The following is a 20,741-nucleotide window of genomic DNA, read 5'->3' on the forward strand; positions in this document are numbered from 1 at the left end:
CAAATATCGGTTTGAGGTAACCCTATTTGCCCGCCAAATGTACAAACAATTTCTCAGGCCAACGCAAGCCTACAAGAAAAATAATTGGAATCTGACCAAATACTACTTGAAATAGAAAATAATCTTCGCCAAAGAGGTGATTTTTACTCGAATCGTTGAGATGTTGGATTTACTTTTCGGGCAACAGGATTTGATAGGTTTTCCCTCTTCGAACATTTAGGTTTCGTTCCCTTAACCAAGGGTTATAAATTTTTAATTCCTTGTAGGTGTAACCTTTGGATTTGGCCCATTGTGCGAGATTGGAAATATCTTGATTTACTTCGGTCACATGCAGTGGAGGATCTTTGTAATAATCAGATTCCCGAAGATTGAATCCATAGGCTTTCGGATTTTCAAAAATGACCTTAAAAGCCAAAATCCGAAACATGTATCGACTCGTTTCATCATTGAGGAGTAGGTGATAATAATCTTCTTCTAGTTGTTCTTTTTGTCTTTTTGAAAAACCGGTTTGACCCATATTGTAGCTAGCAGCAACAGAGGTCCAATTTCCAAATTTAGAGTATGCCTCCTTCAAATATTTGGTGGCTGCTAAGGTTGATTTTTGCCAATGGTAACGTTCGTCCACGTTTCTACTAACTTCCAATCCATAGTCTTTTGCAGTTCCCTGCATAAATTGCCAAAATCCTTTGGCTCCAGCAGGCGAGGTGACATTCATCAAGCCGGACTCTGCAATCGCCAGGTACTTGAAATCTTCAGGAATGCCTTCTTCTTTCAGAATCCTGGTGATTTCATCTAAATATTTTCCAGATCGCTTCATCAATAGGATCATGTTGGACTGCCAGTAGGCATTCACATAAATCTCCCGCTCCAGTCGTTCCAAAATATCCTGCTGATCTAGTGGTACAGGTTCTCCTGCGAAACTCAAGTTTTCCGGAATGGGAAAAATTCGGACAGAATCAACAGGTTGCGGCAAAAAACCTTGGGAAGAAATTGGATACCCGGAACCAGAGTTGGAAGAAGTGGGAGCCTGCTGAAAAATCAAATAGACTCCCAGACCTAGACTTAGGGCAAGTAATCCATAGATGATGAGAAAATGCTGTCTGTTCATTAAAAGTTTGGACTGAGTAGGTATTTACTGTAGAAGTCATCAATAACTTGAACTGCTTCGGTGGCATTTTCCACGACAGAGAACAAGTCCATATCCTCAGGACTGATGTAGTTATGATCCAAAAGGGTTTTTTTGATCCAGTCCACTAGTCCATCCCAATATCCTTTTCCTACTAAAACGATTGGGAAACGGCCTATTTTGTTGGTTTGGATTAGTGTCAACGCCTCGAAGAATTCATCCATAGTACCAAAGCCACCCGGTAAAACCACAAAACCCTGTGAATATTTCACAAACATGACTTTTCGGACAAAGAAATAATCGAAGGTCAAGAGTTTGTCCCGATCGATGTAAATATTATTAAACTGCTCAAAGGGGAGAACAATATTCAGACCCACGGATTTTCCTCCTTCAGAGTGCGCCCCTTTGTTACCTGCCTCCATGATACCCGGTCCACCTCCAGTAATAACACCATAGCCATGTCGGACTAATTTGGCAGCAATTTCTTCAGCCATTTGATAATGCTTGTGATCTCTAGGGGTCCTGGCGGAACCAAAAATGGAAACGCAGGGACCTATTTTCGCCAATTTTTCAAAACCTTCTACAAACTCCGACATCACCTTAAAAATGGCCCAAGAATCTGCGCTTTTTATCTCGCTCCAATCTCGCTCTTTAAAGGCTTGTCTAATTCTGTCTTCTTGTTTTTTAATCTCTTGGTTAGTCATAGGTCAAATGGTATTTTCTTACAAAACGAATCATTCCGCAATTGGTCGTAGATTCTGAAATTAAATTTTTTAAAAACGATCAAACAATGGACTGTGAAGGTAGAAAAATTTTAAAGGAGCTGGTATCAAGTAGGTGGTTTTGGTGGTAATTTTGAAGGCGAATTATTGAAATCTTGAAATTAAGCGAAAAGTCTCAAGCTGTTCTGGAATTGTTCCGGGACCTTGAAGTTGAGAGTAGGGCTTTTGCTGAAAGGGCGGATTTGGGATGTGTGGTAGGTTGTGGAAAGTGTTGTGCCAATCCAACTATTCCTGCCAGTCCTTTGGAGTTCCTTCCGTTGGCTTTTGAGCTGTATGAAAAGGGAGCCATCGAGGCAAGTCTCCGGATTTTGGAGAGCTTGGGTGAAGATGGATTTTGTTTGCTTTACCGGCCTACTTCCGAAGATGAATCAAAAGGATTTTGTAGCAATCATACCTCACGGGGGTTGATCTGTAGACTTTTTGCCAGTGCTGCACGTAAGAATAAGCATGGGCTGAAGGAATTGATTATCTGTAAAGTGCTCAAGGAGCATAAATTTGAACAATACAAGCAAGCAACCTTAGCGATTCAGGAAGACCTGGATGTTCCATTAGCTGCTTCCTTTTATAGTCAGCTTCGGGATATTGATAATTATCTGAGTCAAACCATGCCAATTAATCAGGCGATCCGAATTGCCATAGAGACTGTCTTACAATTTAAGTTCTATGAAGAATCTGAATCGGCAGAGGAGCTCTGATTTTTTTGCTCTTGGCAATTGGAGTATATTAGAGCATTGAAACCGTCTTTTTTGCTTTTGTTATGGTGAACATTTCAGAAATAAGCCAAACCATCCGTAAACTCGTTGAAACACGGGTGAATTTGATCAAGGAGGAAATCCAAGATCAGGTGATGGGTGTAGTCACTCGTGTGCTGCTGCTTGTTATTATTGGAGGATTGATGCTGTTGGTTTTATTGTTTTTCAGTCTTGCATTGGCGTTTTTCTTAAGTGGCCTTTTCGAATCCCCCTATCTAGGCTTTCTTTTGGTTGGGTTTCTTTATCTTTTATTGGTTGTCGGACTCTATTGGCTTCGATATTCTCCTTCTATTCGACGCGAAATCCAGGGAGGTATGAGCAATTTTATCTTTAGTAATAGCCCCAAAAAAGAAAAAGAGGATGAAGAAGGAGCTTGAAAACCAGGCAGAGGAGTTGGAACAAACCCTCCAAAAGCAACTGGACTTGCTAAAAAAAGATTCTGAAGATTGGTTGAAGGTCGGGGGAGCAGTTCTTGCTGGAGGCCTTTTGGCGTATACCTTGGTTAAGGCCTCTAAACGAAAAAAGAATCGAAAAACAGCCAAAGCGTTGGAGGTACTGGAGCGTGAAGGGTTGTTGGATAAAGAGCTCGAAGAAAAACTTTCCAAAACTCAAAAATCTACCTTTTGGCCAAGCTTGGGCCAGCGTTTATTATTAGTCGGTTTTGCCTTGGCTCAAGAGAAATTGTTGAAAAAATTGATTGATCCAGAAGATGCCGACCCCATCAAAAAAGGTGAGTAAAAAAATTCAGCACCTTTTTGAAAATCAAAAAAAAGGAGTTGCCTGGCTGATTGATCCTGGAAAATTAAAAGCAGAAGCCATTCCATCTACCTTTTGGGAATCATTGGATGGGTTGGAGCTCGATTTTATTTTTATTGGGGGAAGTCAGGATGAAATTGCTGATTTCGATGCTTTTGTCAGATTCATCAAAGAGCAAGTTTCAGATATTCCCGTAGTTCTATTTCCTGGATCTCATCAGCAAGTAAGTTCAGAAGCAGATGCGATTTTGTTTTTAAGTTTGCTGTCAGGGAAAAATCCCGAATACCTCATCACCCAACAAGTTCGTGCTGCTCAATCCATCAAGAAAGCCTCTCTTGAAGCACTCCCAACCGCTTATATTTTGGTCAATGATGGGGAAATCTGCAGTGTTCATCGAAAGTCTGAAACCTTACCTCTCCTGAATCAGGATGTGGAATTAATTGTGGATACAGCATTGGCAGGTAAGTTTTTGGGAATGGATTTTTGTTATTTGGATGCAGGGAGCGGGGCATCCTCAAAAGTGGCGCCTCAGGTAATCCAACGTGTATCCGAAGAAATAATGATCCCACTGATTGTCGGAGGGGGATTAACTAACTTGCAAAAAGTTCACGAGTCTTTTGAAGGAGGGGCAGATTTGGTGGTTATCGGAAATCAAATAGAAAAAGACCCCAGCTTTTTAACTGAGGTCTTGAATTTGAAGCGTTTTCTGAATGCTGGATTACACGTTAATTAATGACTCTCTTCGGCGCATTTTCCCTGCGGGAACGCCATACATCATTTTGAATCTTCGACAGAAATAGGCAGTATCTTTATAGCCTACTTCCTTTCCAATATCACGAATCGATTTTTTGGTTGTTCGGAGTAAGTCGACTGCTGCTTCCATGCGCTGGTATTCAATATAGTCTTGTGGATTGATTCCCGTCAACATCTTAAAATACTGACCCACATAATCTTCTGAAACATTGGCTACTTTAGCCAAAACCTTATTGGACAAATCTCCGCCTAAGTTGGTTTTAATGTATTTGAACAACTCAATAAGCCGAGGGTCTTTGAAGTAGGTAACATTTGTTGAGAGTTCTTCTACAAAAAGACGGTTTTTCAAAATATGTCTCAACACCTCTATCACCAAGGCTTCTGTGAGGGATCGAAGGATTCGCTCTTTTCCTACACTGCTTTGTTCCAGTTCCTTCATAATATCCTCAATCAAAATAGCGATTCGATCATTGAATCGAATGATAAAAGCCGGAATATCTAGGCTATTGAAAAAGTTTACTACATCAAAGACTTTAGACTCAAAGCTTACAACAGAGATGCAGTCTTCCTCTGCGTTTCGGATGTCTTTGAAACTGATACTCTGCAGGTATTTCCGTTTATTTTCAAGGAAATTTTCCATTGGAACTTCAGCCCGTTTATTGCCTCCGCCAATGGTCAGTGCTGTCTTTTTTTCTCCCGGTAAAAAAAGTACTTCTCCTTCATTGACGATTTCTTGCTCCTCACCAAACTTTAAGGTTCCATGGTGTAGCAAAATCAGCATATTGTCAAATTCCTTATGGTCAGGAATGAAAACAGGCTTTTCAACTTGATAATTGAAGCCTCTTAAAAATCTAATATTTACCGATTCAATTACCTTATTGTAATATTCCATTATTTTTTTTCAATATTATCCGATATGCAAAAATAGTATTTTTCCAATTAGGATCTTATACAAATAAGGGTTTAAAGTGAAATTAAATTAAAAAAGGCGCAATTTTTTGAATTGCGCCTTCAAAATTTCATGACTTTTCTTAGCGAAGAATGCCCCTAGATATTACTATTTTTTGAATTTCTGAGGTGCCTTCATAGATCTGCGTGATTTTTGCATCTCGCATGAGCCGTTCTACATGATATTCTTTCACGTAACCGTAGCCTCCATGAACCTGAACTGCTTCGATGGTTACATTCATCGCAACTTCGGATGCATAAAGTTTTGCCATCGCTGAAGCATGGGCGTAATCTTCACCTTGATCTTTGAGCCATGCGGCTTTGTAAACCAGCAAACGGGCAGCCTCAATTTGAGTAGCCATATCTGCTAGTTTGAATTGAATGGCCTGGTGCTGACTGATTGGTTTGCCAAACGCTTTTCGTTCTTTGGAATAAGCAATAGCGAGCTCATAGGCCCCTGCAGCAATTCCTAAGGCCTGGGCAGCAATTCCAATTCGGCCTCCATTAAGAGTTTCCATGGCAAAAGTGAAACCAAATCCTTCAGCTCCAATCCGGTTTTCTACTGGGACTTTAACATCATTGAACATCAAGGAGTGCGTGTCACTTCCGCGAATCCCTAGTTTATCTTCTTTTTTTCCTATGATAAATCCATCCCATCCTTTTTCAATAATGAATACGGAAATTCCTTTATGACCTTTGCTAGCATCTGTTTGGGCGATTACCAAGTATACACTTGCGGAAGACCCGTTTGTGATCCAGTTTTTGGTGCCATTCAATACGTAATGATCGCCTGCTAGCTTTGCTTCCGTCCGTTGGGAAGTAGCGTCAGAGCCTGCTTCTGGCTCAGATAAACAAAAGGCTCCAAGGATTTCACCGGTCGCCAATGGCTTCAGGTATTTCTCTTTCTGCTCCTCTGTCCCGTATTTTTCTAAGCCCCAACATACCAAGGAATTATTCACTGACATGGACACTGAGGCAGAGGCATCGATTTTGGAAATTTCTTCCATCGCCAATACATAGGAAATGGTGTCCATTCCACCCCCATTGTATTTTGGATCAACCATCATTCCCATGAATCCCAGCTCACCCATTTTTTGGATTTGCTCCTTTGGGAATCGGGCTTCTGCATCCCGTTCGATGACACCGGGAAGAAGTTCACTTTGGGTAAATTCACGAGCTGCGTCTCGTACAGCTAAATGTTCTTCAGTAAGTTGGAAATTCATCTCTGTTTTATTCGGATTTATTTTCGGATCGGAATTTATGTTAAAAAAAGAAAAGGGGCAAAATGTTGCCCCTTTACGAATTTAATTTTGATTTGAATCAATCTCGATTCCCAAAGAAAATAAATATATAGTAAGCAAGTGTTGCCAAAGAGGCTAATGCAGCAACCACATAGGTCATTGCAGCCCATTTTAAGGCATCTTTTGACATGTTATATTCTTGGGGAGTTACAATATTTCGATTTTTCACCCAGGCCAATGCTCGGTTGGAAGCATCAAATTCCACTGGTAAAGTCACAAGTGTAAACAAGGTCATGATTCCATAAGCACCTACCACAATAAATCCAATGAACTCATAAGGAAGTCCCAAGGCGAAACCTCCGAACAAAGAGGCAATTAGGACAATATTCAAAATTTTCCCGGAAATATTTTGAATGGGTACCATGGCTGAACGGAAATTTAACCAAGCATAGCTCGATGCATGCTGAACAGCGTGACCACATTCGTGAGCAGCAACGGCTGCTGCTGCTGCATTTCGGCCATAATATACATCTGGGCTCAGATTTACCGTCCTATTCATTGGATTGTAATGGTCAGTCAATTGACCTTCAACGGATACTACTTGAACATCATGGATATTATGATCTGCTAGCATAAGTTTTGCGATTTCAGCACCTGATAGATTGGCCTGAAGCGCCGTTTGGGAGTACTTTCTAAATTTGCTTTTCAATCGGCTGCTTACCACAAAGCCAAGGATTGCAAAAACAATAACAATAAGTATAATCATAGTCTTTTTATTTCTGGATTGCTTACGAATTTAAACTGTCGTTTGTTTATTCCAAACAGGTTTTTGCATCATATAAATCCAAGAAATCAAGCCCGCAATTAGAATCAAAAAGAGCTGAGTCCCGTGGATAATTGCCGCAAAGATTTTTCCATCCTGCTCGGATATTCCCAATTGTATCAAAATAAAGGCCACCAGTGCGTGGAAGGTACCGATCCCCCCTTGGACTGGCGCAACCATGCCAATACTGCCCATTACCATGACCAAAAGTACTTCCCCGCTTGACAAATTGGCAGTACTGACGATGCCCTTTGACACCGCATACATAGTTAAGAAATAGATGACCCAAATAGTAACAGAGCTGATCCAGAATCCCCAAGGGTTTTTCAATCGTGCAATTCCTTTTACTCCTGAAAAAATTTCGCGAAGAAATCCTTGAACTTTCTGAATGAAGCTGTTTTGACGGAATTTTTTAAATAGGAAATAAAGGAATAAAACAAGGACTCCTACTCCGCCTATTAAAAGGGGAAGATTTTGAGAGGCCTTCTGGAACAAAAGGTCCAAATTGATTAATTGATCTGCTAGGCCTAGAAATAACTGATTCTCGACCAAAAATGCGATCAGGATAGTTCCCAATAGGAATAATAAATCGATGGTTCGTTCCACGATCACTGTTCCTAACAAATGTCCCAAAGACATCCCAATGGTACGGCTTAAAATGCCACAACGAGCAACTTCACCGGCTCGGGGAACGAGTAAGTTTGCAAGATATCCTACCATGACTGCATGATAAGCTTCTCCTGAATTGACTTTTTTGCCTTCTTGAAAATCCATTAGCAAGGTCCATCGCCAGCCTCGAAGCCAAAAGCCAAAAAGTGAAATGAGTAAGGAGAATCCGATCCAAAACCAATTGCTGGTTGTGACTTGACGCCACAGGGTGTCTATTTCAATATCCCGATAGAGAAACCAAAAAATCCAGAGTGCCAATCCAAGGGAAAGCACTACCTGAATACTTTGTTTGATTCGGGGATGAAGCATTAGATCAGTCGGTTATGGTCGTCTGGGAATACAACAACGGGTTTGAATTTTTTTGCCTCTTCAAAATCCATTCCTGCATAGGAAATGATAATGATGATATCACCAACTGCCACTTTTCGAGCTGCTGGACCATTGAGGCAAATTTGACCGCTTCCACGTTCACCTTTGATGACATAGGTTTCCAATCGCTCCCCATTGTTGATGTTAACGATTTGTACTTTTTCGTTTTCGATGATGTTGGCAGCATCCATTAGATCCTCATCAACGGTAATGGATCCCACGTAATGAAGTTCCGCCTGAGTGACTTTCACCCGGTGGATTTTGGACTTCATGATTTGAATATGCATTGGTTTAGTTTTTCAGCCCGCAAAATTAAGCATTTAACGGGAGGTTGTCGATTAATCGGACAGGTCCTACATAGGCTGCAACACAAATGGATACTTTTTGATTAGGATCAAATTCATTTAGTAGTTCAAATTGATCTGGTTCAACCAATTCAAAATACTCCAATTCTACTCCTTCGCAATGCTTAAAATTTTGCGAAATTTCTCCTTGGACTTCCAACCATTTTTTTCCTTCAAACAGTTCCTTTTGTGCAAGAATCATTGATTCGTAAAGAATCAGGCATTTTTTTCGATCCTCAGGGCTCAATCTTCTATTTCTTGAAGACAAAGCAAGCCCGTCAGTTTCTCTTCGGGTAGGGACAATTTTCAATTCAATCGGAAAGGATAAATCCTGAACAAGTCGTTTTATGACGGCTACTTGCTGAAGGTCTTTTTGTCCAAAAAAAGCGAGGTCGGGTTGTATGATATTGAAAAGTTTAGAAACGATGATTCCGACTCCATTAAAGTGGCCGGGCCGGAAAGCTCCTTCCAAAATCCTTTCTACTGATCCGAAATCAAACCGCAGTTTGGTTTCTTGTGGATACATGGTTTTAACTTCCGGAACAAAGACATAATCTACACCCGCTTTTTCTAATAATTCCAAATCTTCTTGGAGGCTTGATGGATACTTTTCGAAATCCTCAGGGTTATTGAATTGGATGGGGTTAACAAAGATGGAAACGACGGAAATTGTTGAAGCCTTGACGCATTGCGCAACCAAATCAAGGTGCCCTTCATGTAGGGCTCCCATCGTAGGGACAAGGCCAATGCTTAGATTTTCTGCATGAAAATTGGACCTGATGGTTGCCCATTCGGCTCCTGTGTAAAATACCTGCATGCGATAGGAAATAGCTTGGGGAAGTTGTCGCAAAACTAGATTAATATTCAGAAAAACAAGGCTTTTCAGGCTTTTTTTATTATCTTTGCGTCGTTGTTTATCACTTTACTTAAAAAACAATTAATATGTCCAAACTACGTATCCTCTACGTTGCCAGTGAAATCAACCCCTTTCTCCAAACTTCAGAAGTAGCCAATTTCTTACGGACCCTTCCTCAAGCCATGCAAGAGCGTGGAATGGAAATTCGGATTTTGGTTCCTCGATTTGGGCTTATAAACGAGCGCAAAAATCGACTTCATGAAGTAGTAAGACTTTCAGGGATAAATATCGCCGTAGGAGACGAAGAAAAGCCATTGGTAATTAAGGTGGCTTCCATTCCACAGGCAAAATTGCAAGTTTATTTCATTGATAATGAGGATTACTTCCAGCGTAAGAGTGTCTTTCATGACAAGCAAGAAAAGTTTTACGAGGATAATGACGAGCGGGCCATATTCTTTTGTAAAGGAGTGATCGAAACGGTCAAGAAATTAGGATGGGCTCCGGATATCGTTCATTGCAATGACTGGATGACCTCATTGATTCCTATGTATCTGAAGACTACCTATAAAAACGAACCTCTCTTTAAGAACACAAAATCCGTCTTTGCTATCTACAACAATGGATTTTCTCATACCTTTGGCGATGATTTGTTAAACAAGGTTAAGATGGTGGACATTGATGACACGATTTTAGCACCTTTGGAAAGCAAAGACTTCGAAGGCTTTATCCGCATGGGTATGGAATACGCCGACTTGGTAGTCAAGGGTGGTGAAGTCTCCGATGAATTAAACCAACTAATTGAGGATTTCTCTAAAGACAAGAAGTTTGAAATCAGCATTGAAGAAGAGGAACAGGCTCACGAAGAGCTTTACGATATCTACAACAATTTGGCAGGCTAAGTGGACAGCCCTCGCCTTTGTATTCACTATTTTCTTAAATTCTTGTTCTGACCCGTCTTCCGTAGGGATCGAATTGGATCCAGGAAACAACCAAGTAGGTGTTTTCTTTACTGAATTCGAACTTCCTGCGGAAGTCGTGCTGTTGGACTCTTTTAACACGACCAATCAAAGTTTATTGGTAGTTGGAGAAGAGGAAGATCCCTATTTCGGGAAAACTTCAAGCACGGGCTATACCCGGATGTTTTTTGAAGCGACCGATGAACGTCCTAAGGCTGAAGCCATTCTGGATTCTGTCTTCTTTTCAATGGATGTAGTGTCGGTGAATGGGCAGGATTTGGATGAGCCTAAATTCTACAGTGTACACCGATTGACGGAGCCCATTCGGGATACCTTATATTACAACTTCAGTGAACTTACATTTGAAGAGGAACCGATTGCCAGTGTGGAAATTGAATTTGGGGAGACCAAGGACTCCACGGTTTTATTTCCGGTAACACCAGAGTTTTCTGAAGAACTTTTTGGAAAACTTAAACGAGGTACCGAATTCAACAATATTTTTACTTTCCGAGAATATTTTCCGGGTATTGCGATTCAGGCAAGAGAAGGAGATAATACAACTATCGGGATAAACCTTGGTTCACGGACTGCTATTTTGACCTATTTCCATTATCCCGGAGATACAGTCGCTACCTCTTATGAAATTATTACAGCTTCTTCTAGAAGTTTTAATGGTGTGAAGAGTGATCGAAGCGGGACCCTTACAGAAATTGTCCAAGAAAAACAGGTTGCCTATCAAACAGGGGATTTGGTAGGGATGAAAGCGAATTTGGGGATGACGATTAAAATCGACAGTTCTCCTTTGGATACGTTTTTGGACACCTTATCGGGGGTTATTTTCAAGCAAGTGCAATTAGAGATTGGAGAGATTGAAACTGTACCAGAAGGTCAGAATCCTCCAGCATTCTTTGTTTCCTATTTCACGGATGATTCCAATGAAATTTTAACTCGAGGAGATGGTCAGCCTTTGACTATTCAACGAGATGGTCAGCCTCAAAATGTGTTGGATGAAAATGAGCAACTCCAACCTGCGGTCATAGCCCCGGCAATTGGTAACTATATCCAAAATGAAGAAGTTTACAGATTGGGAATCACTTCTTATATCAATGGGATTTACCGTGGAGATGTAATTCGAAAGGATTGGCTTCTCTATGGAAACTCCTCAGAAACAACGGGTGATGATTTTAAGCGGTCGTTGCGCCAATTTGTAGTTCAAAACAATCGATTTAAGGTTCGGGTGATATACTCAAAAATCCGCTAATCAATCGATTTCGAAAAAGTTGTTCGAATCCACTTTCAAATTTTTAGGAAGTGGATTCTTTTTTTTGGCACGAAACCTGTTTCTTTGTGCAAGTTCTGACTACCTAAAAGAATTTTTCAATATGTGTGGAATTGTTGCGTATGTGGGCCAGCAGGAGGCTTTGCCCATTATTATCAAAGGATTAAAAAGGTTGGAATACAGAGGCTACGACAGTGCAGGAGTTGCATTGTTAGATCAAAACGGCCTGAGTATTTACAAGAAAAAAGGGAAAGTTTCCGAACTCGAAAAGCATTTGGAATCCAATGGAGAAATCAATTCAAAGATAGGAATTGGTCATACCCGCTGGGCTACCCATGGGGAACCTAACGATGTAAATGCGCACCCCCATTATTCTTCCTCAGAAAAACTAGCCATGATCCATAATGGCATCATTGAGAATTATGAGGTTCTAAAAAAAGACTTGCTGCAAAAAGGCTATACTTTCCAGTCTGAAACCGATACAGAAGTATTCATCAAATTCATTGAGGATATTCAGCTTCATAATGGTTGCTCATTGGAAGAAGCGCTTAGACTTGCTCTTCATAAGGTTGTCGGTGCCTATGCGATTGTATTAATCAATTTGGAAGAGCCGGATACGCTTATTGCTGCGAGAAAAGGTTCTCCGTTGGTGATTGGGGTGGGAGAAGACGAATACTTTTTAGCATCTGATGCAACACCTATCATTGAGTACACCAATAAAGTGGTCTATTTGGATGACTATGAAATTGCAGTGATTCGAAACAATCGTCTTCAGGTAAAAACCATTGAAAATGTAGAGACCAATCCTTATATAAACCAATTGGAATTGGAGTTGGAAGCGATTGAAAAAGGTGGCTACGATCACTTTATGCTCAAAGAAATCTACGAGCAGCCAAAGTCTATTGCTGACTGTCTTCGGGGCCGATTGGATGCGAAGTCTGGAAGATTGGTTCTGGGAGGACTGCGGGATTATATGAATAAGTTCCAAAATGCCGAGCGAATTATCATTACGGCTTGTGGGACTTCTTGGCATGCAGGATTGGTTGCCGAATACCTTTTTGAAGAATTTGCCCGTGTACCGGTTGAAGTGGAATATGCTTCTGAATTCCGATACAGAAATCCGGTTATTAACGATCGGGACTTTGTAATCGCAATTTCTCAATCGGGAGAAACAGCAGATACCTTGGCTGCCATTGAGTTAGCAAAATCTAAAGGAGCCACGATTTTTGGTGTTTGTAATGTGGTTGGATCATCTATTCCTCGAGCAACACACGCCGGTTCGTATACCCATGCCGGACCTGAGATTGGGGTTGCTTCCACGAAAGCCTTTACAGCTCAAATTTCTGTCTTAGCTATGATGGCCTTGAAGCTAGGTTTTCATAGAGGTACGCTTCCTGAAGGTAAATACATTCAATTATTACATGAATTGGAAGCTATTCCAGGAAAGGTAGAAAAGGCATTAGAAACTAATGATATCATCAAGTACATCGCTGGCGAGTACAAGGATGTTCGAAATGCATTGTATCTAGGTCGCGGGTATAATTTCCCTGTTGCTCTTGAAGGAGCGCTGAAGTTAAAGGAAATTTCCTATATCCATGCAGAAGGGTATCCTGCGGCAGAAATGAAGCATGGACCGATTGCTTTGATCGATGAAGAAATGCCTGTGATTTTCATCGCGACACAGGATAGTTCCTATGAAAAAGTGATCAGCAATATTCAGGAGGTAAAGGCTCGCAAAGGAAAGGTAATCGCTGTCGTAACGGAAGGTGATACCCAAGTGCGAAATATGGCGGACCATGTGATCGAAATTCCTGAAACGCACGAGGCTTTTGCTCCATTAGTAGCTGTAGTTCCTTTGCAATTACTCTCTTATCACATCGCCGTCATGAGAGGATGTAATGTGGACCAACCACGAAACTTAGCAAAATCAGTTACTGTGGAATAATCATAAGGCCCTTTATCAGGGCCTTAATTTTTTTATTCGCATGTACCCTGGGTAAATGATGTGACCCCGGCATTGATAGCTGTGCATTCATTACCATAGGTTTTCCCATCACATCCGCAGACCGGTTGATAGACGGCGATACATCCTGCATCTGGATTAATTTTCGATTCATCGATACAATCAGGTAACTGCGTATCTTCCGAGCATTGAAACAAGCCAGAGGCAATAAAAATGAAAATAGAAATCCGAATGGTTTTCATTACTTGCAAATTACCATTTGTAAACGAAAGTAGGGGCGGAAATGATACATGCAAGCGCTAAGGCCTCATCCATGCGAGAATTAATCCTTACTTTTGCGATGCGATTGAAAAATTATGCTGGATAAATTACAGGCACTTAAAGATAGGTTCGAAGAAGTAGGACAGCTTTTGATCCAACCGGATTCCATGTCCGATATGAGTAAATACACCAAACTTACCAAGGAATACAAGGACTTGGAAAAGGTGGTCAAAGCTTATGATGAGTATAAGTTGATTCTACAAAATATCGATAGCTCCAAGGAGATTTTGGAAAAAGAAAAGGATCCAGATTTCCGGGAAATGGCTAAGGCAGAGTTGGAAGATCTTCGAGAACGAAAAGAGGAACTTGAAGAACATTTGAAACAATTATTAATCCCTAAAGACCCGAATGATTCGAAGGACTGTATTTTGGAAATCCGAGGGGGAACAGGTGGTGACGAGGCAGCCATTTTTGCAGGGGATTTATTCCGAATGTATCAGCGGTTTTGTGAAATGCAAGGTTGGAAATTGACCGTTTTGGATTTGACATTTGGATCTGCTGGAGGCTATAAGGAAATCATTGCCACCGTTTCCGGGGAGGATGTCTACGGAAAGTTGAAATATGAATCCGGTGTTCATCGGGTGCAACGGGTTCCGGCAACAGAATCTCAGGGTAGGGTACATACCTCTGCTGCATCGGTTGCGGTTTTGCCCGAGATGGATGAGGTCGAAGTTCATTTGGATATGAATGATATCCGGAAAGATACCTATTGTTCTTCCGGTCCCGGTGGTCAGTCAGTAAACACTACCTATTCTGCAGTTCGTTTGACCCATAATCCGACAGGATTGGTTGTGACCTGTCAGGATGAAAAATCTCAGATTAAGAACTTTGAAAAAGCCCTGAAGGTGCTCCGTTCGCGCTTGTACGAAATCGAATTGGCCAAGCATAATGAGTCTGTTGGAGCCCAACGAAAATCCATGGTAGGAAGTGGAGATCGCTCTGATAAAATCCGAACGTATAATTACCCTCAATCCCGTGTGACTGATCACCGCATCAACAAAACAGTTTATAATTTACCTGAGGTGATGGACGGCCATATTGAGGAATTTATTTCTGCACTTCGTTTGGCAGAGAATTTGGAAAAAATGCAGAATTCGGGCTTAGAAGAATAATTTGACCATTTGCATAAATGTGTCCGTATTTTTGTAGATTGGTCAGATAGCTAGTTATCTTACCTTTGGATAGGATCAGTTTTTATGATAATTGCAGGAGAAAGAGAAATAAATTTAGTCACATGGCATGAAGCGCACTTTCATCAGCTTTATCCATTGGCAAATAACCCCAAAATAGCCATGAATCTGCGGGATAGTTTTCCACAGCCGTATACGATTCATGATGCCCGTCATTGGATTGAACACAATCAAAAATTCAATCCTCCTCAAAATTTTGCCATTGAGTTTGAGGGGAAACTCGCAGGAGCAATTGGTTCGGAAAGAGGCAAGGATGAATTGAGTACCAATGTAGAATTGGGATTTTGGGTAGGAGAGCCTTTTTGGGGAAAGGGAATTGCAACCGAAGCGGTCAAATTATACACAGACTATTTATTCAACCGATTTGATATCCAACGCGTTTTTGCCCAAGTGTATGACTACAATGGAGAATCCATGCATGTTTTGGAAAAAGCGGGGTATGTGCCCGAAGCAATTCTAAAAAAGGCCTATATCAAGCGAGGGAGTATCGGTGATATTTTCCAATATGTAAAAGTGAGAGGCGAGGAATAATCCCCGCCTCTTTTTCTTTAGACTTTTTCTAGGGCATTTGAAATGTCCCAAATCAAATCTTCATAATATTCTACACCAATAGAAAGTCGGACTAGGTTTTCTGAAATCCCAATTTCAGCTCTGTCTTTTTCATCCACATCACTATGTGTCATGGTTGCTGGATGCTCAGCAAGAGATTCAGTACTTCCTAAGGATACAGCTAATTTGAATAGTTTTAAACCATCCAAAAATCGGAATGCAGCTTCTTCCCCTCCAATGACATCAAATGAAACCATCGCACCTGCACAGGAAAGTTGGTTCTTGAAAATCTCATACTGAGGGTCACTTTCCTGTAAATGACCGAGGTAATATACCTTACTCACTTTCGGATGGGTTTTGAGAAAATCAGCTACCTTTTCAGCATTTTGAGCTTGTTGGGTCATTCGAACTTTCAGTGTTTCAAGACTTCGCATCAAAAGCCAACCTGTCCAAGGACCGGCCATATTTCCCAAGAAGGTTCGTAGTGTTCGCACACGAACCATGAGTTCCGATCTTCCTAAGACTGCTCCCGCTATCAAATCCGAATGCCCTCCGATGTATTTTGTCGCTGAGTATACGACTAAATCAGCCCCTAACTTCAGAGGATGTTGCCAAAGTGGTCCCATGTAGGTGTTATCGACGACTACATAAACCGGATTTTCCGGAGTGCTGAGGCGATCAGCTACCCTTCTGCAGAGCTGTAAATCAAACAAGGCATTGGTTGGGTTGGCTGGGGTTTCAACATAAATCAGCCGGATATTTTTTCCTTCTGCCATTGCAATGAGGGTTTCCTCATCCATTAAATTGGTGAATCCAACTCCTTGTATATGATATTGAGGGAGAACTTTGTTGATAAAATGATCCGTTCCTCCATACACTGGCTTGCTATAAAGCAGCGCATCTCCCGGTCTCAAAAATTCCAGTAAAACCGTAGAAATGGCTGACATACCACTTTCAAATACGGCACATTCATCAGCTCCATCCCAAAGGGTAAGCCGCTCTTCCAAAATCTGTAAATCCGGATTGTTTAATCGGGAGTAAATTAATCCAGGTTGTTCGCCCGGTGATTTCTCCCGTTTTCCATAGGCAATTTCGAAGAATTCCTTTCCCTCTCGAGCACTTTTGAAAACAAAGGTGGAGGTTTGGAAAATGGGACATTTGACAGCGCCCTCTGACCATTCGGGATGGTAGCCATAGGACATCATGAGGCTTTCAGGTGCTAGGGATCTCATGGTTATATTTGGGTTTAAATCTCCCCAAATCAGGAAATTTTTTTTGGATTTATCAAATTTTGAATCCTAATAATATTTTGTCTAAATAGTATTTTCAGGAACATATTTGGAAAAATCACAATAAAAAATAAATAATTTTTCTATTACAGAATAATATTTTGTCAAAGCCGAAAAACGGGAGGTGTAAAAAAATTCCATATGGGGAAAAATTTTGCCTTAGTGTACTAGAATTTTTTTCACAGCACTCCCTCGGGTTCCCAAAAGTCTTATAAAATATAATCCCGGCTTCAAATCAGTAATTTCAAGCCTTCTCATACCGGTAGAAATTTCGTTTTGAATCAGTGCTTGGCCCTGGCTTGAAAGAAGCTCAACAGCATTCCATTGATCTAGAAATTCGGCTTCGATATAGATTTTGCCAGTACTTGGATTTGGGTAGATCTTTAAACCTGTCAAGTCAGGAGTTGGCTCTAGTCCAGTAATAAAACTCACTTGGACTGCTAATTCCTGCTCGGGACCAAAATCACAGGCATTTTGCGCCGCAACTCTCAAGGAATACTCACCCTCTTCCTCCCAAAGTACTGTCACTTGAGGACTTCCCTGACCCGCAAGGATTCGCCCTCCGGAATCAATGCTCCATTGATAGGTTAGTCCTTCTACCTCTTCCACTTCATATATGAATTCACCAGGAGGAACGATACTTTCACCAACGATTTCAGAGGGTCTCTCTGGGGATGCATTTACCTGAATGGGGAGCCTGACAGGAGGATTTGTACCGCAAGAATTTTGGGGAACTGCAAATAGCTCTGTTAAACCAGGAGAATTCCAAAGAATCTCAACAGTAGCTGTTCCTTGCCCAGAAACTATCTCACCTCCATTAACACTCCAATTGTAACTTACCCCTTCCAGCGCGGGGAGGGTGTAGGTTTCAGTTTGATTTACACAGGTGGTGCCTTGTCCTTCAATCTGTAAGGTTTCAGGAGGAAGGTCTGAAACTATCACCTCGATGTAAGATGTTTCTCCAGTACCGCAAAAATTTTGTCGGCTGACAAACACTCCTTTCCTTCCGGGATCGAGCCATTGAACCTCAATTTGGGAGGTGCCTTGTCCATTGATGATTTCTCCCCCATCCACGCGCCATACAATGGATGAACCCGCAACGGGAGTGTCTTCAATTCGATAAGTTTGATTTTGCAAACAGGTTTGTACAGGGCCTTCAATTTCACTCAGGCTACCTTCCGGTGGAAAACAATTATACCTCAAAATTGTCCCATCATCCCCGACTGCATAGGCAACCAGTGGTGTTCCTACACTAATGGAGTGAAGATCGCGGCTGGTACCAGATTCAATTTTTTCCCAAGATTCTCCTCCATCTTTTGTTGCTAGTGTAAGTCCATTTCTCCCTGAGATAAATCCATATTGATTATCAAAAAAATCTACAGAAAGAAGATCTTCAGTTATTCCAGTATCAATGATTCTCCAGGTTGCTGCTTGGTCCTCAGTTTTCAAAATCACCCCTTTGTTTCCTACGACTACGGCGATGGAATCACTTAGCTTGGCCAAAGCATTTAAATCTTCACTAGTTGGGGAATCTTGACTGAACCATTCAATTCCTCCGGCTGAGAATGAAATTTCACCACCTTCACCCACTGCAATTCCGGAAACAAAATCAAAAAACATCACTGCTTTTAAGTTTTGATTAGTTTCAGTAGTAGGTAGGTCATTCCAACTGTCTCCCGAATTAAAGGAACTTGCAACGAAGCCTTCGTTTCCTGCAACGTAGAAAACCGATGGGGCGAAAAGATAAAAGCCATTAACAATATTGTTTTCCACCGGAGTCACATCCAGCCAGGTACCGCCTGCATTCGTACTTCTGTATATTTTCGAGCTCCCAGTTGAAACATAGCCAAAAGATCCATTCCAAAAACTCAAACCCCTAATAGTAGAGTTTTCAGGAATAGGTCGGGAAACGATGCTTTGGGCAAAATTTGAAGTCACAAAAAACTGTCCTTCTTCACCTGCAATTAATCCGTATCGGTCTGTTTTAAAATCTACCTCCAAAAAATCAATCGCCTGACCGGCTTGACGGTGGGAGTAGGTGGCTCCCGCATTAGCGGATGAGATCACGTAACCTATTTGTCCAACCGCCCATACGGTATTCGTATTAGGGATATAAGCTAAATCAGAAAGATTTCGCTCATTTCCGGATCCCAAATTTGCAATCGAAAAAGTAGCTCCTTCATTGGTGGAGCGTAGCGCGCTGGCTTGGTCTCCTACGATGGTAATAATTCGTGGATCTAGGGGTGAAATCTTCAGCTTTCTAAGAGTTTTTGTAACACCGGAAATCAAAGCTGTCCAAGTTTCACCAAAGTCTAGGGTCTTTAAAACCACTCCACTTTCACCAACAGCGTATCCTATGTTTTTTGAAGAAAAAGCGATTCCATAAAGGTTTGAATTAATCCCGCTGTTTTGTATTTCGTAAGCTTCTCCTTGATCCCAACTTCGAAGAATTGTGCCTTGACTTCCCACAAGAAAAAGGGAGTCAGTATTGATGAAGTCGCCTCCAAAAAGTTCCTTTTTTGGGCTTGGAGAAATATCTTCCCAATTTTCGCCAAAATCTACACTTCGAATCACCAAGCCACTCTCTCCGATTAATAGCCAAGTACCTTCTCCGTTAAAAAGAACTTGAATCCAATTGTCAGAGAAAGCAATTTTATGCGGTTCCCAGGTTTGGCCTTTATTGGTCGTGCGAAAGATCAATCCATCAGAACCCACTGCAAAGCCTTGTGAATTTCCAGCAATTTCAATGGAACGAATATGGCCTTCAAATTCAACAGAAGCTTCTTTCCATGTTTGCCCTCCATCGGCAGTTTCAATAAGTAAATTTTCCCCTCCAGCAACTGCAAGTTGATTGTCAATCCAAGTTATTGCTGAGATATCCAATCCCCACCCTTGCATTCGGGTCCAAGTTTGTGCGCTTAGATGTGCCGCTAAAAAAATAAAAAATATGGCAAGGCCGAATCTTTTCATTGTCATGAAGTCTCTTAAACAAAATTAAGTGATTTCCCCACTTGTCAAAGTTTGTCGGCTCATCCATTAAGCAAATAGGGAGTTCGCTACGATTTATGCCGATTGATTAGTAGATTTAGCTAATTCAAATCGTTTTTAGGGATGAAAAAAATAGTTTCAATTATTACTGTATCCTTGATTTTAACCGCTTGTGGTAGTGGTGAAAGGGTTTCAAAAGATGTCTTTGAAGAAGTCAATGAAGCAATGGAAATCAAAAAACTCAGCGAAGCCGAAATCATCGAGGCGGCCATTGTGTGGGGCGATTCCATTAGTATGGAGGCACAAAAACAATTGGTTGGACAACTTCAACAGGCAATCTCAGAAAAAGGAATTCCAGGCGCTATTGAATTTTGCAATGTCCAAGCTTTACCCATTTTGGAGGAGGTTGGGAGACCCTATGGTGTAGAAATACGAAGAGCTTCCAATCGGTACCGAAATCCAGCCGATCAACCTACCGATATGGAATTGAGATATCTGGAGACTTATGAATATGATGTGGAGAATGGTAATCCGCTATCGCCAAATATCCAAAAAATCAATGAGGGAGAGGAATTTTTGTATACCAAAGCAATCGTGATACCCGGAGGCTTGTGTCTCAACTGTCATGGTAATCCAGGTACAGAAATCAATGAAGAAACCCTTCAAAAGTTGAATGAACTCTATCCCGAAGATAAAGCCACAGGGCATAAAGTAGGAGATCTAAGAGGAATGTGGTCTATAAAGATTCCTAAAAAAGAGGTTGTCAAACGAATGTAATTGCTCCCAT

At 41.2% G+C, this 20,741-nt stretch carries 21 protein-coding genes; 10 read left to right on the forward strand and 11 right to left on the reverse strand.

What is annotated here, in order from left to right; translation table 11 throughout:
* Positions 1–169 precede the first annotated feature (169 nt).
* Positions 170–1,108 (reverse strand): lytic transglycosylase domain-containing protein, encoded by a 939-nt coding sequence (locus HWE15_RS09680; protein ID WP_290507322.1) that lies wholly within the window; start codon positions 1,106–1,108, stop codon positions 170–172.
* Positions 1,108–1,830, reverse strand: a complete 723-nt coding sequence (locus tag HWE15_RS09685) for a TIGR00730 family Rossman fold protein (RefSeq protein WP_290507323.1) — start codon at positions 1,828–1,830, stop codon at positions 1,108–1,110. Before HWE15_RS09685 ends, HWE15_RS09680 begins: the two co-directional genes overlap by 1 nt.
* Before the next feature lie 173 nt (positions 1,831–2,003).
* Between HWE15_RS09685 and HWE15_RS09690 the strand changes: the two genes are divergently transcribed.
* From HWE15_RS09690 to HWE15_RS09705, 4 genes are all read left to right on the forward strand, one after another.
* Positions 2,004–2,603: a YkgJ family cysteine cluster protein gene (locus tag HWE15_RS09690; RefSeq protein WP_290507324.1), complete on the forward strand. Its 600-nt coding sequence runs from the start codon at positions 2,004–2,006 to the stop codon at positions 2,601–2,603.
* Between the two features lie 62 nt (positions 2,604–2,665).
* Positions 2,666–3,037: a phage holin family protein gene (locus HWE15_RS09695; protein ID WP_290507325.1), complete on the forward strand. Its 372-nt coding sequence runs from the start codon at positions 2,666–2,668 to the stop codon at positions 3,035–3,037.
* Positions 3,021–3,398: a hypothetical protein gene (locus tag HWE15_RS09700; RefSeq protein WP_290507326.1), complete on the forward strand. Its 378-nt coding sequence runs from the start codon at positions 3,021–3,023 to the stop codon at positions 3,396–3,398. The genes HWE15_RS09695 and HWE15_RS09700 overlap by 17 nt, the downstream gene beginning before the upstream one ends.
* On the forward strand, positions 3,391–4,149 hold the full coding sequence (locus tag HWE15_RS09705; RefSeq protein WP_290507327.1) for a geranylgeranylglyceryl/heptaprenylglyceryl phosphate synthase: 759 nt from the start codon (positions 3,391–3,393) through the stop codon (positions 4,147–4,149). Before HWE15_RS09700 ends, HWE15_RS09705 begins: the two co-directional genes overlap by 8 nt.
* On the opposite strand, the gene HWE15_RS09710 is transcribed toward HWE15_RS09705, so the two are convergent.
* From HWE15_RS09710 to panC, 6 genes are all read right to left on the reverse strand, one after another.
* Complete coding sequence (locus tag HWE15_RS09710) at positions 4,135–5,061, reverse strand: helix-turn-helix domain-containing protein (RefSeq protein WP_290507328.1); 927 nt, start codon at positions 5,059–5,061, stop codon at positions 4,135–4,137. The genes HWE15_RS09705 and HWE15_RS09710 overlap by 15 nt on opposite strands.
* 139 nt (positions 5,062–5,200) lie before the next feature.
* Positions 5,201–6,340, reverse strand: a complete 1,140-nt coding sequence (locus HWE15_RS09715) for an acyl-CoA dehydrogenase (protein ID WP_290507329.1) — start codon at positions 6,338–6,340, stop codon at positions 5,201–5,203.
* Positions 6,341–6,437: 97 nt separating this feature from the next.
* Positions 6,438–7,124: a zinc metallopeptidase gene (locus HWE15_RS09720; protein WP_290507330.1), complete on the reverse strand. Its 687-nt coding sequence runs from the start codon at positions 7,122–7,124 to the stop codon at positions 6,438–6,440.
* Positions 7,125–7,154: 30 nt separating this feature from the next.
* Positions 7,155–8,159, reverse strand: a complete 1,005-nt coding sequence (locus tag HWE15_RS09725; protein ID WP_290507331.1) for a lysylphosphatidylglycerol synthase transmembrane domain-containing protein — start codon at positions 8,157–8,159, stop codon at positions 7,155–7,157.
* On the reverse strand, positions 8,159–8,506 hold the full coding sequence (panD, locus tag HWE15_RS09730) for an aspartate 1-decarboxylase (protein ID WP_290507332.1): 348 nt from the start codon (positions 8,504–8,506) through the stop codon (positions 8,159–8,161). Before panD ends, HWE15_RS09725 begins: the two co-directional genes overlap by 1 nt.
* A gap of 25 nt (positions 8,507–8,531) precedes the next feature.
* Complete coding sequence (gene panC / locus HWE15_RS09735) at positions 8,532–9,413, reverse strand: pantoate--beta-alanine ligase (protein ID WP_290507333.1); 882 nt, start codon at positions 9,411–9,413, stop codon at positions 8,532–8,534.
* A 92-nt stretch (positions 9,414–9,505) separates the two neighbouring features.
* On the opposite strand from panC, the gene HWE15_RS09740 reads away from it, so the two are divergent.
* The 3 genes from HWE15_RS09740 to glmS all read left to right on the forward strand — a co-directional run bounded on the left by HWE15_RS09740 (position 9,506) and on the right by glmS (position 13,599).
* Positions 9,506–10,318 (forward strand): glycogen/starch synthase, encoded by an 813-nt coding sequence (locus tag HWE15_RS09740; RefSeq protein WP_290507334.1) that lies wholly within the window; start codon positions 9,506–9,508, stop codon positions 10,316–10,318.
* Complete coding sequence (locus HWE15_RS09745; RefSeq protein ID WP_290507335.1) at positions 10,245–11,636, forward strand: DUF4270 family protein; 1,392 nt, start codon at positions 10,245–10,247, stop codon at positions 11,634–11,636. Before HWE15_RS09740 ends, HWE15_RS09745 begins: the two co-directional genes overlap by 74 nt.
* A gap of 121 nt (positions 11,637–11,757) precedes the next feature.
* Complete coding sequence (glmS, locus tag HWE15_RS09750; protein WP_290507336.1) at positions 11,758–13,599, forward strand: glutamine--fructose-6-phosphate transaminase (isomerizing); 1,842 nt, start codon at positions 11,758–11,760, stop codon at positions 13,597–13,599.
* A 32-nt stretch (positions 13,600–13,631) separates the two neighbouring features.
* On the opposite strand, the gene HWE15_RS09755 is transcribed toward glmS, so the two are convergent.
* Positions 13,632–13,913, reverse strand: coding sequence for a Kazal-type serine protease inhibitor family protein (locus tag HWE15_RS09755; RefSeq protein ID WP_290507337.1), 282 nt, complete (start codon positions 13,911–13,913; stop codon positions 13,632–13,634).
* 60 nt (positions 13,914–13,973) lie between these two features.
* Here HWE15_RS09755 and prfA point away from each other — a divergent pair, with 60 nt between their 5' ends.
* Positions 13,974–15,050, forward strand: a complete 1,077-nt coding sequence (gene prfA / locus HWE15_RS09760) for a peptide chain release factor 1 (RefSeq protein ID WP_290507338.1) — start codon at positions 13,974–13,976, stop codon at positions 15,048–15,050.
* An 84-nt stretch (positions 15,051–15,134) separates the two neighbouring features.
* Entirely contained in the window at positions 15,135–15,659 is a 525-nt protein-coding gene (locus HWE15_RS09765; protein WP_290507339.1) for a GNAT family protein, read from the forward strand.
* 17 nt (positions 15,660–15,676) lie between these two features.
* Here HWE15_RS09765 and HWE15_RS09770 read toward each other — a convergent pair whose 3' ends face one another.
* Both HWE15_RS09770 and HWE15_RS09775 read right to left on the reverse strand, forming a co-directional pair.
* The gene (locus tag HWE15_RS09770; RefSeq protein ID WP_290507340.1) at positions 15,677–16,909 is read right to left on the reverse strand and encodes a cystathionine gamma-synthase family protein; all 1,233 of its coding nucleotides are present in this window, start codon (positions 16,907–16,909) and stop codon (positions 15,677–15,679) included.
* Between the two features lie 216 nt (positions 16,910–17,125).
* On the reverse strand, positions 17,126–19,936 hold the full coding sequence (locus tag HWE15_RS09775) for a YCF48-related protein (RefSeq protein WP_290507341.1): 2,811 nt from the start codon (positions 19,934–19,936) through the stop codon (positions 17,126–17,128).
* 141 nt (positions 19,937–20,077) lie between these two features.
* Between HWE15_RS09775 and HWE15_RS09780 the strand changes: the two genes are divergently transcribed.
* Entirely contained in the window at positions 20,078–20,731 is a 654-nt protein-coding gene (locus tag HWE15_RS09780; protein WP_290507342.1) for a DUF3365 domain-containing protein, read from the forward strand.
* The last annotated feature ends 10 nt before the right edge of the window (positions 20,732–20,741 follow it).

The sequence above is a fragment of the Algoriphagus sp. genome, assembly GCF_013373065.1.
Lineage (GTDB): Bacteria > Bacteroidota > Bacteroidia > Cytophagales > Cyclobacteriaceae > Algoriphagus.

Bases quoted from the DNA above. Each gene is read 5' to 3' on its own strand.
- HWE15_RS09680 (WP_290507322.1), bottom strand. From the start codon at position 1,108: ATGAACAGACAGCATTTTCTCATCATCTATGGATTACTTGCCCTAAGT.
- HWE15_RS09685 (WP_290507323.1), bottom strand. From the start codon at position 1,830: ATGACTAACCAAGAGATTAAAAAACAAGAAGACAGAATTAGACAAGCC.
- HWE15_RS09695 (WP_290507325.1), top strand. From the start codon at position 2,666: ATGGTGAACATTTCAGAAATAAGCCAAACCATCCGTAAACTCGTTGAA.
- HWE15_RS09700 (WP_290507326.1), top strand. From the start codon at position 3,021: ATGAAGAAGGAGCTTGAAAACCAGGCAGAGGAGTTGGAACAAACCCTC.
- HWE15_RS09710 (WP_290507328.1), bottom strand. From the start codon at position 5,061: ATGGAATATTACAATAAGGTAATTGAATCGGTAAATATTAGATTTTTA.
- HWE15_RS09715 (WP_290507329.1), bottom strand. From the start codon at position 6,340: ATGAATTTCCAACTTACTGAAGAACATTTAGCTGTACGAGACGCAGCT.
- HWE15_RS09720 (WP_290507330.1), bottom strand. From the start codon at position 7,124: ATGATTATACTTATTGTTATTGTTTTTGCAATCCTTGGCTTTGTGGTA.
- HWE15_RS09725 (WP_290507331.1), bottom strand. From the start codon at position 8,159: ATGCTTCATCCCCGAATCAAACAAAGTATTCAGGTAGTGCTTTCCCTT.
- panD (WP_290507332.1), bottom strand. From the start codon at position 8,506: ATGCATATTCAAATCATGAAGTCCAAAATCCACCGGGTGAAAGTCACT.
- HWE15_RS09740 (WP_290507334.1), top strand. From the start codon at position 9,506: ATGTCCAAACTACGTATCCTCTACGTTGCCAGTGAAATCAACCCCTTT.
- glmS (WP_290507336.1), top strand. From the start codon at position 11,758: ATGTGTGGAATTGTTGCGTATGTGGGCCAGCAGGAGGCTTTGCCCATT.
- prfA (WP_290507338.1), top strand. From the start codon at position 13,974: ATGCTGGATAAATTACAGGCACTTAAAGATAGGTTCGAAGAAGTAGGA.
- HWE15_RS09765 (WP_290507339.1), top strand. From the start codon at position 15,135: ATGATAATTGCAGGAGAAAGAGAAATAAATTTAGTCACATGGCATGAA.
- HWE15_RS09770 (WP_290507340.1), bottom strand. From the start codon at position 16,909: ATGAGATCCCTAGCACCTGAAAGCCTCATGATGTCCTATGGCTACCAT.
- HWE15_RS09775 (WP_290507341.1), bottom strand. From the start codon at position 19,936: ATGAAAAGATTCGGCCTTGCCATATTTTTTATTTTTTTAGCGGCACAT.
- HWE15_RS09780 (WP_290507342.1), top strand. From the start codon at position 20,078: ATGAAAAAAATAGTTTCAATTATTACTGTATCCTTGATTTTAACCGCT.